This window comes from Drancourtella massiliensis (assembly GCF_016900655.1).
In the GTDB taxonomy this organism is placed as follows: Bacteria; Bacillota; Clostridia; order Lachnospirales; family Lachnospiraceae; genus Sellimonas; species Sellimonas catena.
Genome location: NZ_JACJKH010000016.1, coordinates 55,943 through 76,250, shown reverse-complemented (window position 1 = coordinate 76,250; position 20,308 = coordinate 55,943). Strand labels below are relative to the sequence as shown.

General features: G+C 48.5%; 14 protein-coding genes. 9 read left to right on the top strand and 5 right to left on the bottom strand.

Annotation, left to right across the window (positions count from 1 at the left end; all coding sequences use genetic code 11):
• Positions 1-275 precede the first annotated feature (275 nt).
• Positions 276-2,030, bottom strand: coding sequence for an ABC transporter ATP-binding protein (locus H6A32_RS10055; protein WP_087168859.1), 1,755 nt, complete (start codon positions 2,028-2,030; stop codon positions 276-278).
• 232 nt (positions 2,031-2,262) lie between these two features.
• Between H6A32_RS10055 and H6A32_RS10050 the strand changes: the two genes are divergently transcribed.
• The 9 genes from H6A32_RS10050 to H6A32_RS10010 all read left to right on the top strand — a co-directional run bounded on the left by H6A32_RS10050 (position 2,263) and on the right by H6A32_RS10010 (position 15,350).
• Entirely contained in the window at positions 2,263-2,961 is a 699-nt protein-coding gene (locus tag H6A32_RS10050; RefSeq protein ID WP_087168858.1) for a response regulator transcription factor, read from the top strand.
• A 23-nt stretch (positions 2,962-2,984) separates the two neighbouring features.
• Entirely contained in the window at positions 2,985-5,657 is a 2,673-nt protein-coding gene (locus tag H6A32_RS10045) for a sensor histidine kinase (RefSeq protein WP_204864267.1), read from the top strand.
• A gap of 104 nt (positions 5,658-5,761) precedes the next feature.
• Positions 5,762-6,898, top strand: coding sequence for a class I SAM-dependent methyltransferase (locus tag H6A32_RS10040; RefSeq protein ID WP_204864266.1), 1,137 nt, complete (start codon positions 5,762-5,764; stop codon positions 6,896-6,898).
• Between the two features lie 15 nt (positions 6,899-6,913).
• Complete coding sequence (locus H6A32_RS10035) at positions 6,914-9,424, top strand: hypothetical protein (protein WP_204864265.1); 2,511 nt, start codon at positions 6,914-6,916, stop codon at positions 9,422-9,424.
• Between the two features lie 54 nt (positions 9,425-9,478).
• Positions 9,479-10,870 (top strand): asparagine--tRNA ligase, encoded by a 1,392-nt coding sequence (gene asnS, locus H6A32_RS10030; RefSeq protein ID WP_087168855.1) that lies wholly within the window; start codon positions 9,479-9,481, stop codon positions 10,868-10,870.
• A gap of 26 nt (positions 10,871-10,896) precedes the next feature.
• A complete protein-coding gene (gene vanR, locus H6A32_RS10025; RefSeq protein ID WP_087168854.1) occupies positions 10,897-11,589 on the top strand; it encodes a VanR-ABDEGLN family response regulator transcription factor in 693 nt (230 codons plus the stop codon).
• Between the two features lies 1 nt (position 11,590).
• Positions 11,591-12,787, top strand: coding sequence for a sensor histidine kinase (locus tag H6A32_RS10020; protein WP_087168853.1), 1,197 nt, complete (start codon positions 11,591-11,593; stop codon positions 12,785-12,787).
• Complete coding sequence (locus H6A32_RS10015; RefSeq protein ID WP_087254135.1) at positions 12,741-13,805, top strand: metallophosphoesterase family protein; 1,065 nt, start codon at positions 12,741-12,743, stop codon at positions 13,803-13,805. The genes H6A32_RS10020 and H6A32_RS10015 overlap by 47 nt, the downstream gene beginning before the upstream one ends.
• Positions 13,806-13,844: 39 nt before the next feature.
• Positions 13,845-15,350: an ATP-binding protein gene (locus H6A32_RS10010; protein ID WP_118636902.1), complete on the top strand. Its 1,506-nt coding sequence runs from the start codon at positions 13,845-13,847 to the stop codon at positions 15,348-15,350.
• Here H6A32_RS10010 and H6A32_RS10005 read toward each other — a convergent pair.
• The 4 genes from H6A32_RS10005 to murC form a co-directional block, all read right to left on the bottom strand.
• Positions 15,347-16,531: a ribose-phosphate pyrophosphokinase gene (locus H6A32_RS10005; protein WP_087254141.1), complete on the bottom strand. Its 1,185-nt coding sequence runs from the start codon at positions 16,529-16,531 to the stop codon at positions 15,347-15,349. The two genes, H6A32_RS10010 and H6A32_RS10005, sit on opposite strands and share 4 nt — an antisense overlap.
• Before the next feature lie 11 nt (positions 16,532-16,542).
• Entirely contained in the window at positions 16,543-17,526 is a 984-nt protein-coding gene (locus H6A32_RS10000; RefSeq protein WP_204864264.1) for an ATP-binding protein, read from the bottom strand.
• 16 nt (positions 17,527-17,542) lie between these two features.
• Positions 17,543-18,649, bottom strand: a complete 1,107-nt coding sequence (locus tag H6A32_RS09995) for a DnaD domain protein (RefSeq protein WP_204864263.1) — start codon at positions 18,647-18,649, stop codon at positions 17,543-17,545.
• Positions 18,650-18,767: 118 nt separating this feature from the next.
• Complete coding sequence (gene murC / locus H6A32_RS09990; protein WP_204864262.1) at positions 18,768-20,150, bottom strand: UDP-N-acetylmuramate--L-alanine ligase; 1,383 nt, start codon at positions 20,148-20,150, stop codon at positions 18,768-18,770.
• Positions 20,151-20,308 lie beyond the last annotated feature (158 nt).

Here is a 20,308-nt window from a genome sequence, read left to right as displayed (position 1 = left end):
TTCGCTGTTTATAAGTTATCTAAAGGAATGAGAGTAAAGTGGCACTTGGAGGTATCTCTCCGAAGTGCTTACTTTATGAGGGGGGAGATAGTGATTTGTTTATCAACTATCTGAGTCCTAGTATAACCAGAAAATGTGTCTAAAATGTGTTGATTTTATAAAAGAAATGCAAAAATTATTAAGAAAAACAGAAGCCGGGGTACTGGAAAAGTCCCGGCTTCTGCAGTTTCGTGCGCCGGGAGGCGCACATTTTTAAGGGATTTACCCTGTATGTTTTACATCATTTCTTCGGTTTCCAGACCTTCAAACTGCATCTTGTAATAGTGTGCGTAGATGCCGTTTCGTTTCAGAAGATTCTGGTGGGAACCGCGTTCAGCGATACCGTTTTCCGTGATGACGATAATCTCGTCGGCGTTCCGGATCGTGGAGAGCCGGTGTGCGATTGTGATGGTGGTACGGTTCTTGGCCAGAGCCTCAAGACTCTTCTGAATATGGCGTTCGCTTTCGTTGTCCAGTGCGCTGGTCGCCTCGTCGAGGATCAGGATCGGCGGATTCTTCAGGAAGACACGCGCGATGGAGATCCGCTGCTTCTGTCCGCCGGAGAGCCTTGTTCCACGTTCGCCCACATAGGTGTCATAGCCGTCAGGCAGAGACATGACGAAGTCATGGATATTAGCGCGTTTGGCAGCGTCCACGATTTCATCCATGGAAGCGCCCGGTTTTCCGTAAGCAATGTTTTCCTTGATGGTTCCGCAGAACAGATAGACATCCTGCTGGACGATTCCGATATTATTCCGCAGGGATTTTAATGTCAGCCCTCGGACATCTTTGCCGTCGATGGTGATGCGGCCGCCTGTGACATCATAAAAGCGCGGCAGCAGGTTGCAGATCGTCGTCTTTCCGCCGCCAGACGGACCTACCAGTGCGATGGAGCGGCCGGCCGGGATCTGGAAAGACACATTCTGGAGAACCGGTGTATCATCGTCATCATAACAGAAAGATACATCCTCGTAGGAGACAAGGCCTTTCACATCGGTCAGGTCTTTTGCGTCCGGCTTGTCCTGAATGGACGGCTCTGTATCCATGACATCGAGAAAACGCCGGAATCCGGAGAATCCCTTCTGAATCATCTCTGCCAGCTCCACAAGGATCTGGATCGGGCTGATGAAGATTCCGATATACAGCGCATACATGGCAAGATCCGCCGGATCCATCTGTCCGTGTGCGATGAGATATCCGCCGAATACCAGTGTGACAAGATACATCATGCCCTGGAAGAACAGATTCCATCCCATGAACCCGCCCATGCAGTTATAGTTGGCGTCCTTGGAAAGCAGGAATGCATGGTTGCTCTTTGAGAATTTTTTCTTTTCAATTTCTTCGTTTGCAAAGGACTGCACAACACGGATTCCGCCGAGGGTATCCTGCAGGCTTGCATTGACATCACCGATCTTGCGGCGGTTCTCCATAAAGGTTTCCTGCATACGTTTGTTCTGCTTCATGGAGAAGAAGAACATGATCACAACGATGACTGCCAGAGGAATGGCGAGCCGCCAGTTGATCAGGAATAAAAAGATAAAGGAACCGATGATCTTGATCAGTGAAATGAACAGGTTTTCCGGTCCGTGGTGGGCGAACTCGGCAATATCAAACAGGTCGGATACGAGTTTGCTCATCATCTGGCCGGAATTGTGGCTGTTATAATAGGAAAAAGAAAGCGTCTCGTAGTGCTCAAACAGCTGCTGGCGCATATCCCGTTCCATATTGGCACCCATCATATGTCCCTGGTAGCTGACGTAGTACTTGCAGAGACTCTGGATGGTGTACATGACGAAAAGTCCGATACCGATCGGCAGAAGCATCTTCAGGATGGTGCTGCTGTCTCTGGTGAACAGAGAGTTTGTAGCGGTCCTTAGAATCTGCGGGTAGACAAGATCGATCAGACTGATGACAGCCGCGCAGAGCAGATCCAGAAAAAAGACCGTCCGGTAAGGTTTATAATAGTGAATAAAACGTTTTAGTGTATCCATAGACTAACCTCTCTTTCATTTTAAAATTTCCCCTCCTAATAATTTACCATACTTGATTGGACCCTGCAATGAATAAAAACGGACATATTCATCAACAATTAAGAATTTATGCTTTGGCTCTTAAAAAATTTCTGGTATTCTAATAAGTAGAAAAAAGAGCGGGGATTCTGCGTGCGAAAACAAGGGGGGAGGCCCGCTTTCTATTTCAGGAATAATAGAGAGGTGAGAGACGATGTATACCGTTTTAGTATGTGATGATGATAAGGAAATTGTAGAAGCGATTGAGATTTATCTGTCTCAGGAAGGATACCGGATACTGAAAGCGTATGACGGGGAGCAGGCACTGAAAGTTCTGAATGAGGAGAAAGTGGATCTGCTTGTGATCGATGTGATGATGCCAAGGCTTGACGGGATCCGGGCGACGCTGAAGATCCGGGAGAAGATGAGTCTTCCGATTATCATTCTTTCAGCGAAATCAGAGGACTCAGACAAGATTCTCGGGCTGAATATCGGAGCCGACGACTATGTGACAAAGCCGTTCAATCCGCTGGAGCTTGTGGCGAGAGTCAAGTCACAGCTCCGCAGATATACGAAGCTTGGCAGCACGGTCGGCGCCGGAGATCAGGAAGAGATCTACACGGTGGGAGGTCTTACCATCAACGATGATCTCAAGGAAGTGACGGTGGACGGCGAGGTTGTGAAGCTGACGCCGACGGAGTACGATATTCTCCTCCTGCTTGTAAAGAATCAGGGCAAGGTCTTTTCCATCGACCAGATCTATGAAAACATCTGGAACGAAGAGGCGATCGGGGCGGATAATACCGTGGCGGTTCATATCCGGCATATCCGTGAGAAGATTGAGATCAATCCGAAAGACCCGCGCTATCTGAAGGTCGTATGGGGAGTCGGATATAAAATTGAAAAGCTTTAGGAAGGAGCAGATAGAAAAACGATATGAATAAATGGTTTTATTCTGCAACATGTAAGGGACTGCTCCTGATTCTTGCGCACCTGTGCATTGTCGTAAGTGTGGTGAGCTTTGTCTGGGTCGGAACCTCGGCAGGACTTCGTTATCTGATTCCGTTTGAAAAGGTGCAGAGCCATTATGAATCAACTGCCCAGTTTGAGAACAGGATGAAGACAATGTCCCGGGAAGTCCTGGATCAGCTGGATACCAAAGCAAAGTTCGAGACAAACGGAAGCTACAATCCCGATAAGCTGATTGATGTGGTACGTTATGATAATGGAAGCCTGGACCAGGACGGGACAAATCATTCCGGCATCGCCTACCGGCTGAAAGACCTGGAGCAGTGGAGCCGGGGATATCAGAACGCGGCGGCGGATCAGGAAAGCTGGGACCAGTTCCTGCATGACTATGTGACAACCGTGATTGTGTGCCTGAAAGAGGACGGAAGCTACCACTATTATTATGGGGATGATTTCCGGAACAAAATGTCCGCAGGAGAGCTTGTCTTTGCGTCAAATGGTGAATTTGTTTCCAATGAGGAGAAGCTTTCGGCACTTCTGGAAGATGATTACAATACGGCAGGCTATGGAGAAGTGCTGGATCAGAACGGGCAGAAACTTTATGCGGACTGCTGGAATCTGGGGCTGGGCGAAGAAGTTTTAAAGGAACCGTATTCTCTGGATGGAGCTGCAAATCTGGTGGAGCTTGCAAATACAGATGAGCGGTGGAATGGAAAGCTTGCAGATGCATATCATGCCCTGTCCAATACACTGGCGGCGATTTCAGGTGATATTCAAAACTATAAAGAAGCGCCGGGAGGATGGGAAGAAGGAAATACCAATTACAGTTACATTTATGTAGACTATGACGAGAATGAGATTTATTCCAACCGGCAGGAATTCCAGGATATTAAAGAGATTGATCATTATCAGGAGAAGATCAAGCAGGCAGGTGCATACGTTATTGTGACACCGAAGCTTGCCGGGTTTGAGTCAACGTTTGAGAATCCGGCACAGAGCGCGCAGGAGTGGAAATCGGATATTGTGGAATCCCACCGGATTATCGGACGTAATACCAATTATGTCTTTATGGCATCCGTTGACACGACTTACTCGGTTCCGGATGAGTTTGAGAGTGACAGAGAATATTATCAGGAGATTGTGCCGTATATCACGATTGCGTGTGAGGCGGCATGGGGAACGCTGATTCTTTTCTTTATCCTGCTTGTATGTCTGACTGTAATCTCCGGACACAGCAACCGTTCTGAGAACGGGGAGATTGCGCTGTCCGGATTCGACCGGTGGAAGACAGAGCTGGCGGCGGCATTTGTAATCATATTCTGGATCGTGAGCATGTATCTGATTTCCGAGTGGGGATCCCAGTACGTGATGGCATACGATTATTACTATTCTTCCGATATCTGGAGGGAAGACGGACTGCCGATCTACACTATGGTGATGGCGGGAACAATCGCTTTTGTAAGCTGTCTGTTCTTCTTCTGGTTCTACCTGAGCATGATTCGGAGGATCAAGGCTCATACGCTCTGGAAGAACAGTATTATGAAAGCGGTCTGCGAGATTTTCAGACATGGATGGGGAAATAAGAAGACGACGACTAAAATCGTGGTGGCTTACATTGCCTTCCTGCTCGTAGAACTGATTACGTGGGGAAATACTCCGCTGATGGTTATCGGCATTGTGGTCAATATTGGAGTGGGCGTATTTCTCGTGAGGTATGCTCTGGCAAGGCAGAAGATTAAAAAAGGGCTGCTTGAGATTGCGAAAGGAAATGTAAACTACAAGATTCCGTTGGATGATTTAAGAGGCGAAACGCTGGAAATCGCCCAGACAATCAACCGGCTGGGCGAGGGCCTGAACCGTGCACTGGAGAAAAGTGTCCGGGATGAGCGGCTCAAGACTGATCTGATCACGAACGTGTCGCATGATATCAAGACGCCGCTGACGTCCATTATCAATTACGTGGACATCTTAAAACGGGAAAATTTCCAGGATCCGAAAATTCAGAATTACCTCAACATTCTGGAGATGAAGGCCCAGAGACTGAAGACCCTGACAGAAGACGTGGTGGAGGCTTCAAAAGTCAGCAGCGGAAATATCAAGCTAGAATTTATGACGTTGAATCTGGTGGAACTGATCTATCAGGTGGAAGGAGAATACGAGGAGAAGTTTGAAGCGCGCAATATCAAAGTGATCCTCAATATGCCGGATGAACCGGTAACTGTCCGGGTGGATGGCAGAAGGATGTGGCGGGTATTTGCCAATATCTTTAACAATGCAGCCAAATATGCCATGGAGGGAAGCCGCGTCTATGCGGATCTGATGCTCCAGCCGGGGACGGCAAAGTTTATCCTGAAAAATGTTTCGGATCAGCAGCTGAATATTTCGGCAGACGAGCTGACGGAACGCTTTATCCGGGGAGACGTTTCCAGAAGTACGGAAGGAAGCGGACTGGGACTTTCCATTGCGAAAAATCTGACGGAGCTTCAGGGAGGAACGTTTGAGCTTTATCTTGACGGCGATCTGTTTAAGGTAATCATTACTTTTCCACGGGTGAGACGGCTGATCAAGGAGCAGACCCCGAAAAAAGAAGACAAGAAAACGGAGCCGGAGACAAAACCGGAAGAAACAGATAAAAAATAAGGAAATCTTTAGATTCAGGAGAGGGTATTTCGATATCCTCTCCTTGCGTTTTGGCGGAATACGCATTACAATAATACAAGAAAAAAGTGGAAAGGAAGTTCCAAATGGAAGAACTGAGAGCATACCTGGAACAGGTATTTTGCATAGAGCTTCTGTCCGCGGTTCTGAGTAACCCAAGAGACAGAGAAAAAGCGTTCAAGGGCCGGATTCGTCCGGTGCTTAAAAAAGGAAATCTCGTATTTCAGTTTGAGATTTTTAAAGGGAAACAGGTTTTTCATGAGAATCTGGAAACGAAGGCAGCGGTGGACCGCGCCTGTGAGTGGATGGAGCATTTCCGCCAGATGCAGATTGACACAAAAAGCGAACGGGCATCGGTGCTGATCAGCAAGAAGGGGAAAGTGACCATCAACAGAAAAAAGGTAACACGCCCGGATCAGGGGAAACAGGATCTTTCCCACAACCGGGAGAAACAGTATATATTAAAGGAAGGAATGGATATTCCGTTCCTGCGTGATCTTGGAGTCATGACGCAGGAGGGAAAGATTGTCCGCTCCAGATTCGACAAATTCCGCCAGATCAACCGGTATCTGGAATTTATCGAGGATGTCCTTCCGAAGCTTCCGAAAGACCGGGAGATCACGATTCTGGATTTTGGATGCGGGAAGTCGTACCTGACCTTTGCCATGTATTATTTTCTGCATGAGATGAGAGGGTACGAGGTCCGCATGGTGGGACTGGATCTGAAGGAAGATGTGATCGAGCACTGCAACGCACTTGCAGAGAAATATGGCTACGACCATCTCCACTTCCTGACCGGAGACATTGCGCAGTATGAAGGAATGACGAAGGTCGATATGGTGGTGACGCTCCACGCCTGCGATACGGCAACAGACTATGCCCTTGCAAAGGCGGTTTCCTGGGGTGCGGACGTGATTCTTTCCGTGCCGTGCTGCCAGCATGAGCTGAACCGGCAGATTGAAAATGACATTTTAAGCCCGGTATTGTCCTACGGGCTTCTGAAAGAAAGAATGGCGGCTCTGGTCACAGACGGGCTCCGCGCCGAGTATCTGAAAAAAGAGGGGTATGATACTCAGATTCTGGAGTTCATCGACATGGAACACACGCCGAAAAATATTCTGATCCGTGCAGTTAAAACAGGGAAGAAAGCGGAAAATCAGCACATAATAGAAGCGTGCGAGGAATTTCTTCATGTGAAACCAACGATAGGAAAGCTTTTATAAAAAGGGGAGTTATTCATGAGAAAAAAAGCGATACATGCAGGTATTCTGGCCTGTGTATTCGTAGTGGCGATTATCATATTCAGCTATGCGGTGAACAGAAACCATGTGGATATGACGGCAGACATTGGAAATGCGTCGCTTCCGCAGGTTTCTTTTACCCATGATTCTTATACATTCAACACGCTTGCCGGATATACGAATGAGATGGAAATGGCGACCATGCGGGATCAGATCACACCGGTCATGGACGGCAAAATCAGCATGCAGGTGAAGGAAAACGACAAAACGGTCCGTTCCGCGTCCTATGAGATCTATTCCATCGACGGCAGAAAAAAGCTGTATTCGGCCGATCTGGAACTGAAAGAAAATGCGGCTCAGATCGAGATTCCGGAGAAGGTTCTGGAAGAGGGAGAGCGCTTCCTGAGAGTGACGCTTTCCTTTGACGATGACGAACGGGCATATTATTACACACGGATTTCAGACGGATCCAACTGGAATATGAACCGCTGCATGGCCTATATCAAGAACTTTTTTGACAAAGAGCGGGACAAAGACGCGGCAACCGAGCTGCAGTCCGCGCTGGAGCCAAGCAGTGAGGGCGACAACACAACGTACCAGACTGTCACGATTCACTCGGATTTTGAGCATGTGACATGGGGAGACCTTGCGCCTGAGATCGTCGGGGATGTCCGGTGGGATATCAAGGAAGCCAACTCGATGTACATGTCTGTCCTTCTGACCTATCAGGTTGACTGTAAAGGGGAAGGCGAAAACGAGACAGACCGGTATAATGTCAAAGAGTTTTTCCGTGTCAGATATTCGGAAAATCAGCAGATGTATCTTCTGGACTATAACCGGACGATGAACCAGCTCTTTGACGGGGAAGAGAATGACATCGATGAGAATGGTGTTCTTCTCGGCGTGACAGATTCCGATGTGGATTATCTGATCAATCAGGAGGGAACAGTCGTCTCCTTTGTACAGGAGAGGGAGCTTTGGAACTACAATAAGGAAAATGACGAACTCTCCCGTGTATTCAGCTATGAGGACAGCGGCAGCCAGAATGCGCAGAATGGTTACGACCAGCACAGCGCACAGCTTGTATCCATGGACGAGGATGGAAGTACGACATTTACGGTGTCCGGCTATGTAAACAGGGGCACCCATGAAGGTGAGGTCGGCGTCAGCGTATATTATTACGATATCAATAAAAATTCCGTGGAGGAGAAGGTATTTATCCCAAGTACGAAGTCCTACCCGGTGCTGACAAATGATCCGGGCAAGCTTCTTTATTACAGCAATTCCAGCGGAAAGCTGTATGTGATGCAGGAAGGAACGCTGTATGAGGTAGATTTGGTTAATAATACGCGTACCACCCTTGTGACCAATCTGGAAACGGGGCAGTATGTAAGCTCCGGGGACGGCCACCTTCTGGCATACCAGAAGGACGGGGAGATCAATAACGCGACTCAGATAGAGGTGTTGAATCTTTCCACCGGAAAGGGATATCAGGTGGAGGCAGGTGCGGATGAAAGCATCCGGCCGCTCGGATTTATCCGGAATGACTTCGTGTTTGGAACTGCAAGGAGCGGCGACTCGGGCACGACAGCATCCGGCGAGACAGTGCTTCCGATGTACCGTCTGGAAATCCGCAACCAGAAAAACGAAACGGTCAAAGACTACCAGGCGGATAACATCTTTATTCTGGACGTCGTATTTGAAAACGATATGGCGGCGTTGAAACGTGCTGTAAAAAGCGGAGATTTCTATACGTATACAAGCGAAGATTATATTACGAACAATGAAGAGAGGGAAGAGAGCAATATCACGATTGATTCCTATACAAGCGAGCTCAAAGGCCGTGAAATGCGGATTACCTACGAGGATGGAGTGGACGACAGTTCTCCGAAGATTCTAAAGCCACAGCTTACGATCGCAAGGGAGCAGATGACGCTTTCCTTTGATTCACCGTCCCGGAAGGGAACCTACTATGTCTATGGATACGGTGAACTTCAGGGGATTTACCAGAATGCGGGATATGCGGTGCAGAGAGCATCCGAATTCAGCGGAGTAGCGGTGACCTCCAGACTGGCAAATGTATATGAAAGCGGCAACAGGCCGTCTGCGTATGAGATTTCGGATCTTGGGGATACTGCGGTCCGTGAGGGTGAGAGCACGCTGGAAGCATGTATGAGAATCATCCTTGCCTCAGCAGGAAATGAGATTGATTTCCAGAAGGATATGGAGGATGGAGAATCCATCATTGACTTCATAGGCAGCCAGGTTTCCGGGGAAGCGCTGGAACTTTCCGACTGCCGGACAGAAGACGTCCTTTATCTGATCGGACAGGGCACTCCGGTGGCGGCGTTGACAGGAAACGGCAATGCAGTACTTTTGACGGGATACAGTCGGACGAATGTTCAGTATCTCAATCTTTCCACACAGGAAGTGGACACGGTGACATTTGAAGAGATGGATCAGATGGTAAATGCAAGCGGGAATACGTTTGTGGGATATACACAATAGCACAAACCATGCTATAATGATACAAAGTCGAAAAGAGACTGGAGGATAATAAAGATGGAATTAGTAACAGTAAAAGAATTATACAGGAAAACAGATTCGTACCTGGACAAGGAGGTATCCATCGGAGGATGGGTAAGAAGCATCCGGGATTCCAAGGCGTTTGGTTTTATTGTAGTAAATGACGGCTCTTTCTTTGAGCCGATTCAGGTGGTATACCACGATACGATGGAGAACTTCAAAGAGATCTCCAGATTAAACGTAGGGGCAGCCATTGTAGTAAAGGGAACTCTCGTTGCGACGCCGCAGGCAAAGCAGCCGTTTGAGATTCAGGCAGAAGAGATTACGGTAGAAGGAGCTTCCGCTCCGGACTACCCGCTTCAGAAGAAGCGCCACACACTGGAATTTTTAAGAACAATGACACATCTGCGCCCAAGAACAAATACGTTCCAGGCAGTGTTCCGCGTACGTTCTCTTGCAGCCTACGCGATTCACCAGTTCTTCCAGGAGAGAGGATTCGTGTATGTGCACACTCCGCTGATCACCGGAAGTGACTGTGAAGGTGCAGGAGAGATGTTCCAGGTAACGACAATGGATCTTCAGAATCCGCCGAAACTGGAAGATGGAAGCATCGATTACAGCAAGGATTTCTTCAACAAACACACAAGCCTGACGGTAAGCGGACAGCTCAACGCAGAGACATTTGCACAGTCCTTCCGTGATGTCTATACATTCGGACCGACATTCCGTGCGGAGAATTCCAACACGACCCGCCATGCGGCAGAGTTCTGGATGATCGAGCCGGAGATCGCATTTGCGGATCTGGAAGACGATATGGATCTTGCAGAAGCAATGTTAAAATATGTGATCCGCTACGTGATGGAAAACGCACCGGAAGAGATGAAGTTTTTCAACTCCTTTATTGACAAAGGACTTCTGGACCGTCTGACAAATGTGGTCGAATCCGAATTCGCAAGAGTGACATATACAGAAGCGATTGAGATTCTGGAGAAAAACAACGACAACTTCGAGTATAAGGTATCATGGGGATGTGATCTTCAGACCGAGCATGAGAGATACCTGACCGAAGAAATTTATAAGAAACCGGTATTTGTAACCGACTATCCGAAGGAAATCAAAGCATTCTATATGAAGCAGAACGACGATGGAAAGACCGTTGCCGCCATGGACTGCCTTGTGCCGGGAATCGGTGAAATCATCGGAGGAAGCCAGAGGGAGGACGACTACGGGAAACTCCGCAGCAGAATGGAGGAACTCGGCATGGATCTGGATGAATACGGATTCTATCTGGATCTGAGAAAATACGGATCCACCCGTCACGCAGGCTACGGACTCGGATTTGAACGGTGCATCATGTACCTGACCGGAATGTCCAATATCCGTGACGTACTGCCGTTCCCAAGAACGGTCAACAACTGTGAACTGTAGATAAAATTCAGAAAAGGGGAGAAATCATGAATCATATTCTGGTTGTGGATGATGAGAGGGAGATAGCGGATGTTATTGAGCTGTATTTGAAAAATGACCAGTATGAGGTGTTGAAATTCTATACGGGCGAGGAGGCCCTTGCCTGTATAGAAACCACGAAGATTGATCTGGCGCTTCTGGACGTCATGCTGCCGGATATCGATGGATTTACGATTCTGAAAAAGATCAGGGAGAAGTACAATTTCCCGGTGATCATGCTGACGGCAAAGACCGAGTATATCGACAAGATTACCGGACTGACACTCGGAGCGGACGATTACATCGCAAAGCCGTTTAACCCGCTGGAGCTGGTTGCCAGAGTAAAGGCACAGATCCGCCGCTACACGAAGTACAATGACGGCGGCAGGGCGGAGAGCGATGTCATTGATTTTGGCGGTCTGTTTCTGGACCGCAATTCCCACGAGTGTGTCTTCAATGAAAAAAATCTGACACTGACTCCGATCGAGTTTGACATTCTGTGGCTGCTCTGTGAGAACAGAGGAAAGGTCATCAGTTCGGAAGAGCTCTTTGAAAACGTGTGGCACGAGAAGTACTATAAGAACAGCAACAATACCGTCATGGTACATATCAGACATCTTCGGGAGAAGATGAGCGGTCCTATGGGAAAATCAGATTTCATCAAGACGGTCTGGGGAGTGGGATACAAGGTTGAAGAGTAGATTGAAAAAATTTAAGAAAAGTAAATACAGGAAACTGAAGATCAGCCTGCTTCTGCAGACAGTATTGATCACCGCGCTTACAGTTCTGGTCGGTGGATTTCTGCTGGAATACATCATCGATGGGGTCTACAACGATGACGTATCCGAGATTTTCATTGGCTTCCTGAAATTCTTTCATGTAGAAGAGCAGCATGCCATCGCATTGTACTGGCAGATTCTTGGAAACAATAAGACGTTCTTCATGATGATCGGGTTTTTGGCACTGTTTGCGCTTTTTTTCTATATTGCGCTGTCAAAAATGATTACGTATCTGGAAGACGTTGAAAAAGAGATCGGGAAACTCGTCTCCCGTTCCCAGGAGCCGATCCATCTGATTCCGGAACTGGAGCCGATCGAGACAAAGCTGAACAATATCAAGTATACGCTGGAGCGGCAGGAGCGTGAGGTGCAGGAAAGTGAACAGAGAAAGAATGATCTGGTCGTCTTTCTGGCGCATGACCTCAAAACGCCGCTGACATCCATTGTGGCGTATTTGAGTATGCTGGAATCCCATCCGGATCTTCCGGAGGAGGAGAGGATCAAGTACACGGGGATTTCCCTTGAGAAGGCAATCCGACTCGGGAAACTGATCGAAGAGTTTTTTGAGATCACGAAATTTAATGCACAGGACATTGTTCTGGAAAAGACAGAACTGAATTTAAGCAGAATGCTGGAGCAGATTGCAGATGAGATGTACGCGGTCCTTCAGGGCAAGAACTTAAAATGTGAGGTGGAGGCGGATGACGATATCGTTGTCCGGGCCGACCCGGATAAGCTTGCCAGAGTATTTGACAATCTCATGCGGAATGCCATTGCCTACTGCAGGAAGGATTCGACGATCCGGATCCATGTTTCACAGGATGAGAGTAACGCGCTGATTGTCTTTGTCAACGAAGGACCGAAAATTTCCAATGACAAGCTGCAGCATATTTTTGAGAAATTCTTCCGGGCGGACGATTCCAGGTCCAGTGAAACCGGAGGAGCGGGGCTCGGTCTTGCCATCGCAAAAGAGATCGTGGAACTTCACGGCGGCAGAATCTCTGCCCAGAGCGATGATCATGAGACCCGGTTTATCGTAGTCCTTCCAAAGAAAGAGAAAGGGGAACTTCAGGATGAAATTCATACATACATCGGACCTGCATCTCGGAGTGAGGCCTGATGCGGGACCGGAATATACGAAGAGACGCCCGGAAGAGATCTGGGAGACCTTCAAAAGCATTCTTGACCGGTGTGAGGACGAGCAGATTGACCTGCTTCTGATTTCGGGGGATGTGTTCCACAGACAGCCGCTTTTACGGGAACTGAAAGAGCTCAACGCCATGTTTGCGGGACTGTCTCATACAAAAGTCGTATTTACGGCCGGAAATCATGATTACTTAAAACCTAATTCCATGTACCGGAATTTCAAGTGGGCGGGCAATGTCGTCCCGCTTCTGGAAGGACGCCTTCTGAAAGTCGAGTTCCCGGAATTTCGGACCGCAGTATCCGGATTCAGTTACCTGGACAGAGAATTGCAGGGCGGAATCAGGGTAGAGTGGAAGTGTGTCCGGAGCATGGAAAACGAGATTCTTCTCCTTCACGGAGGAGACGAGAAACATCTTTCGTTTAAGAGGGCAGAGGTGGATCTGCTCGGTTATGATTATACGGCTCTTGGCCACATTCACAAACCGGATCCGGAAATAACGGGAAAATGCCGGTACAGCGGTTCTCCGGAGCCGACAGACCCGAATGACACCGGAAAACACGGGTATGTGATAGGAACCGCAGAGAATGGCGTAGTCGAGACGGAGTTTGTTCCTGCGGCAAAGCGGGAGTACATCCATCTGGATATTCCGGTGGACGAGGACATGACAGGCCGTCTCCTTCTGGATACCCTCCGGGAGAAGATCGAGGAAAACGGCGTGGAAAATATGTACCGCTTTACACTGAAAGGACTCCGGGACCCGGATATCCGTTTTGATACCGTAAATATGGATGCGGGCGGAGGTGTCGTTGACATCCGGGATATGACAACCCCGGCTTATGACTATGAAAAGCTGTGCGCTTCCAACGGCCAGAACCTCCTTGGAAGATTTATCCAGAGTTTTCTTGAACAGGAAGAGGAAAGCCGCGGCGAAGTAGAGCAGATGGCGCTGTACGAGGGTGTACAGGCGATTCTGGAGACGAGAAAAGAGTAACCGATACACAAAAGAGAGAAAAAGGGGATACAAGAAGAGATGAAGTTAGAGCGACTGGAACTTTGGAGTTTCGGAAAATTCCATAACAGAACGATTGAACTTTCCGACGGGATCAATCTGTTCAGCGCAGAAAATGAGGCGGGGAAATCGACGGTCTATGCGTTTATTAAAAGTATGCTCTTTGATGTGGAAAGAGGACGCGGAAGAGGCGCGGCAAAGGATGAGTTCCACCAGTATGAGCCGTGGAGGAATCCGACTCAGTACTGCGGAATGGTCCGGTTTGAGAGCGGAGGACGGCATTTCCAGCTGGAAAGGGATTTTGCCAGAAAGGGAAAGAAGACAAGGCTTTTCTGTCTGGATGATGGAGAGGAACTTTCCGAAGAGAGCGGGGATCTTCAGGCGCTGCTGCTGGATCTGGATGCTGCCGGGTTTGAAAATACAGTGGCAGTCGGACAGCTGAAGGTCAGGCCTGGAGAAGAGCTTTCCTCTGCTCTGAAAAATTATGCGGCCAACTATTATGCATCGGGTGCGGGAAATATGGATCTGGAGGCGGCCCTTGCAGGACTTCAGAAGCGAAAAAAGGAGATAAGCATTCTTCTGCGCGAGGAAGCCCGGAAACGGCTTCAGAAACGGGAAGAGGCGGAACGTGCGGCCGAATATATCGCAAAAGATCTGGACCGTATTCAACGGGAAGCGGCAGCAGGCGAAGAAGAGATCCGGAGAGGGAAGCGGCTCCTGGATACGTATGAGCAGGCGCGGGGTGAACAGAAAAAGAAGAAGTTCCCGCTGAAAGGAGCGGCGGTCTGGTTTGTAGTGCTGATTCTCCTGATGATACTTCTTCCATCCTCCATCCGTTATTTTACAGCTGTGATCTGGGCAGCGGCAGGGCTTCTGGCCGAACTTTGGGTAATGCGGCCGGAGCCGGAGAGAGAGCAGACAGAGGAAGAACAGGCTGTCAGAAGACGGATTGACAAGCTGAAATGGAACAGGGAGAAACTGAGATCGGACCGAAGAGACAGACAGGTGGAATATGAGAACCTGCAGGAAATGATTTCCGAGGCATGTACTGTTTCCGAAGAGGAGAAGAACCTGGAACAGAAAAAAGCGGCACTGGAACTCGCGGCCGAAAGAATGCAGGAGGTATCCGGAGATGTAAGAAAAGAAACAGGAAACCGCCTTGCAAAGCGGGCAGCTGAAATTCTGGGAGAGCTTACGGACGGACGCTATACCAGGATCTTTATCGAAGAAGGGCTGGAAATCAGCATTTTTGACGGCATCCGTAAGATTCCGATTCACATGATGAGCCGGGGAACGATTGAGCAGATCTACTTTGCGGTAAGGATGGCGGCATCTGAAATTCTTTACGAAGAACCACTCCCGATCATTCTCGACGACACCTTTGCGTATTACGATGATAAACGAATGGAAGCGGCACTCCGGTGGCTGGCCGGACAGAAAAAACAAGTGCTCCTCTTCACCTGTCAGAACAGGGAAAAAGAAGCACTTGATCATATGCATCTTGCATACCGTGACGGATGGGATTAAATCTCCTCTCCGTTGCGGTATTTGTTTACTACATGCTGGATACGCTCGCTCGGACTTAAGATACTGCTGATAGAATCGTCATGATTCAGTGTATCGATCAGAAGAGCGATGTACTTGCTCATGTCGCAGTTGATATAGTACGGACGGCTTAAAAGCTCCGGCGTCTGATAAATCAGGTTAGTTGTGAGGATATTGTTGATGATGCCTTCCTCGTATGCCTTGTCGAATTTCTCAAGACCATTTGTGAACAGACCGAATGTTGCAGCGGCAAAGATCCGGTTTGCCTTTCTTTCTTTCAGCTGTTTTGCGACATCGATCATACTGTCTCCGGAGGAGATCATATCGTCAAGAATGATCACATCCTTGCCCTCTACGGAATCACCGAGGAACTCGTGGGCAACGATCGGATTGCGGCCGTCAACGATTCTTGTGTAATCACGGCGTTTATAGAACATACCCATATTCAGGCCAAGGACATTGGCAAGATAGATTGCACGTCCGGTCGCACCTTCGTCCGGGCTGATTGCCATCATGTGATCACTGTCGATCTTCAAATCTTTTACAGTTCTTAAAAGTCCCTTTACAAACTGATAAGTCGGACGGACAGTTTCAAATCCGCTCAGCGGAATCGCGTTCTGTACTCGTGGATCGTGGGCGTCAAAGGTAATGATATTGTCCACACCCATTTTTACAAGCTCCTGAAGAGCCAGGGCACAGTCCAGAGACTCACGGCTGCTGCGCTTGTGCTGGCGGCTCTCGTAGAGGAACGGCATGATGACATTGACACGGCGCGCCTTCCCTCCGATCGCGGCGATGATACGCTTCAGATTCTGAAAGTGGTCGTCCGGGGACATGTGGTTGATCTGACCGTTCAGGGAATAGGTCAGGCTGTAGTTGCAGACATCCACCATCAGATAGATATCCTTTCCACGGATGGATTCGCTGAGTACGCCTTTTGCTTCTCCTGAGCCGAAACGCGGTGTAGCGGCGTGGATCAGATAATTGTCTTTTTCATATCCGGTAAAAACAACGTCGTCTTTGAAGACATGTCCATCTTCTTTTCGCCATTTGACAATATAGTCATTGACTTTCTGGCCCATCTCCTCACAGCCCGTCAGGGCGATAATGCCAAGGGCTCCTACAGGGATATTTTCCAGATTTCGTTCTGTACGGTGCAGCATTGCTTTGCCTCCTATTTCATTAGTTTCTTTTTGATTCTGATATCGTCACCCGCAAGTTTGAGCAGGCGGTAGTTACTGCTGATGCGGGAAAACGTTCTTTCGCTATATATTGATTTTATCTCATTTAATGACAAATTGGTAGAGATAATAGTAGATTTCTTCTGCAAAATCCGGTCATTCAGGCAGATAAACAGCTGGGAGACCGTAAAGGAATTGGTAAGCTCCGTCCCAAGGTCATCGATAATCAGAAGCTCGCACTCGTCCAGCAGGGCGCCGGCCTGGCGCTTTTCCGGATCTGTATCGAACTCTCTGCTTCCCAGAATATCAAAGAGCTGGGAGGACGTCACGTAAATCACCGAGTGAATATGATCCATCAGCTCTCTGGCAATACAGTGGGTCAGAAAGGTCTTTCCGACTCCGGTATTTCCATAGATCAGAAGATTCTGGAACTTGCTTCCAAAGCTGTCCACAAAGGATCGGCACACATGAAGCGCCTCTTTTGCCATATCCAGCGAACTTTTGCCGCTCACCGGATCAATAAAATCCGAAGAATAGTAATCCATCCGGAAAGAAGAAAAATTTTCACTCTCTAAAATATCCTGCAGGTTGGACTGGGTGTAGAGCAGGTCAATCTCCGCCTTCTGGAAACAACGGCATTTCCGGCCGTCAAGATATCCTGTGTCCTGACAGTCCGGACATTCATAGGAAGGTTCCAGATAGTCCGAAGGGTAACCGGAACCGGCAAGCAGTGCCTGCTTTTCATCCCTCAGGGCATGAAGCCTTTCCCGGAATCGGGCAGGCGCATCGGCATTGCCATCGATCAGCGCTTTGGCTCCTGCAACACCAAGGTGTGAGATCTCCTCATCAATCTCACGGATCCGGGGAATCTTTTTATATATTTCACTGTAATGGCGGGTCAGCCTGTCGTGCGTCCGAAGATGCTTCTGCTCGTAGATCCGCATGATGGCGTCATACTGTGAATTCGTCAGTGCCATGAAACTTCTCCTTTACTCAGCTCTGTAAAAGCTGTCTCTCCAGGTCGTCCATATTGTAGTCACGCTCCTCGAAATTGCTGAATTTTGTCTTTTTCCCGGAAGATGAAGGCTGCTGGGAAGCGGACTTCTCGGAGCGCTTTTTTATGTAAGCGGCATCGATCGCCGCAATATCCGCAAGGTGATGTACACCTTTCTGGTGCCAGTTCGTCAGGATCTTGTCCGCGTATTCAAAACTTGGCTGGTGGATGGCGGAAACGGTACGGCTGCATGCTTCGATAATGATATCGATAGTAAAGCCGTACTGTCCGGTCCACTTCTTTACAAGCTCTGTCTCAACCGGAGCGGCCATGCGTCCGGTGATGCCGAAAGCCTTCAGAACTGCTGTGCAGTCCTTGTTGTAAAAGGAAGCGGATCTTCTTGCCTCCGAAACGGTACGGATTCCAGCATCCGCCCAGGCAAGTGCTACGGACTTGATGTAATGCATACTCCGGTGTCCGTTCTCCACACAGTATTCAATCAGATACTCGGTCAGCTCCACGGAGAACTGTAAGGTGTCATAGAAATAAGTAAGTGTCTCCACATCGGAAGGAGACAGGGTACGTCCGATGTACTGTTCGGCGATGAACAGAAGCTGCTTGAACTCCCGGCGGCTTTTGTACTCGCTGATATCACCGATCAAAGGAGCCGCAGGAGCAGAATCTACAGGAATGTCCGCGGAAGAAACAGGCGCATCCTCCGAAATCGGCGAAGGAGCAGCACCCTGACTGTCCGGCGCAGGCATGTCCACAGAGACAGAAGGCGCAGCCGCCTTTTTCGGCGTATCCGCTTTCTGCGGCGCATCCATCTGAAGTCCGCGCATCTCGCCGTCCGGTCCGTATTCGATCGTGAGAAGCCCTTTCTTCGCCCAGTATTTCAAAGCGCGGATAATATCTCCCTCCGTGTTATCCAGAATCTCCGCAAATTCGGAAACCGAAAAAGGAGAACTGCTCTCCATACGGCGCAGCAAAAGGAGGTATACTTTAACGTATTCCCCGTTTGCCTTTGCCATGTAGGAGTCGATAAATGCATGATCAACACATGTAAAATGTTGTCCCGTACAGTCTGTGATTTTTAACATGCCCATTCCTTGAAACCTCTGTCTTTCTTTCTAAAGTAAAGGTATTATAGCACTTTCAGGCCGGGAGAAAAAGCATTATTTTTCCCACACTTTGTGGATAAAACAGTGTGGATTCTGTGGAAAACTACCGTTTGAGAAGACTCTCCCCAATATTTACAACATCTCCGGCCCCCATAGTTATCAACAGGTCGTCTGTTTTACAATTTTCTAAAATAAATGTTTCGATCTCGTCAAAGCCTGGAAAATAGTGTACATCGCAGCCTTTTGCCCTCAATTCGTCCGCCAGAAGTCCGGAAGACATACCGAGGGTATCGGTCTCGCGGGCCGCGTAGATATCTGCAAGAATGATATGATCCGCAAGGGAAAGTGCATCCGCGAACTCATGGAAAAAGGCTTTTGTCCGGCTGTAGGTGTGAGGCTGGAAGACGCACCATGTCTCCTTGTGCGGGTAAGACTTTGCAGCCTCCAGAGTAGCCCGGATCTCGGTCGGATGGTGCGCGTAATCGTCCACAATGTGGAAACCGTTCACGTCTCCTTTATACTGGAAACGACGGTCTGTCCCTTCAAAAGAGAGAAGTCCCTCCTGAATCTTCTCCATCGGGACATCCAGAAGCGATGCAGCAGCAATGGCCGCGAGGGCATTGGATACGTTGTGAAGTCCGTTTACGGAAAGATGAATCCGACCGGCCTCCTGTCCTTTTACAAGGAGAAGGAAAGAAACATTGCCTTTCTCATCGTGGGTAATCTCTTTTGCGCTGAAATCCGCATTTTCCCTGTGCACATCGTAGATGATGACATTACAGTCAAGTCCCTCCAGAATCTCTTCCAGATGGCTGATCTCTCCATTGATAATCAGAGTGCCGTCATCAGGAAGAAGCTTCGCAAAGGTATGGAAAGAATTGCGGATGTCGTCAATATCTTTAAAGAAGTCCATATGGTCTTCCTCGATATTCAGGATGATACTGATCTTCGGGAAGAAGTGATGGTAGCTGTTTGTATATTCACAGGCTTCTGTGACAAAGACCTCGGAGCCGCCGACACGGATATTGCCGTGGATGGCCTTTAAAATACCGCCTACGGAGATCGTAGGATCTTTCTCTCCGGCGAGAAGAATATGGGAAAGCATGGAAGTCGTCGTCGTCTTCCCGTGGGTTCCGGCTACTGCGACCGGAATTTTGTAGTTGGTCATCAGCTGGCCAAGCAGCTCGGCCCGGCTGAGCATCGGAAGGCCGCGTCTTACCGCCTCCTGATATTCCTCGTTATCCTCATGGATGGCCGCCGTGTACACGACGACCTGTACAGTATCTTCTATATTGGAAGCCTTCTGACCGATGAAAACTTTCGCACCCATCGAAACCAGATGATCTGTGAGAGAAGACTCCTTATTATCAGAACCGCTGACGGTAAAATGTTCGTCCAGTAATATTTCGGCAAGCCCGCTCATGCTGATACCGCCGATGCCGATAAAATGAATATGAACAGGTTCATTAAAGTTAATTTTGTACATATTTTACACTTCCGTTTCTGGCTTATTTTACATACCGGCGGGGAGAAAATCCCTGCCGGTCTGCTGTTCCCGTTCATTGTAGCATAACAAAATGAAAGATACAACGCTTCAAGGCCAGAACATTTTACCCTGAAAAATGTGAAAAAGCAGTTCTGAAA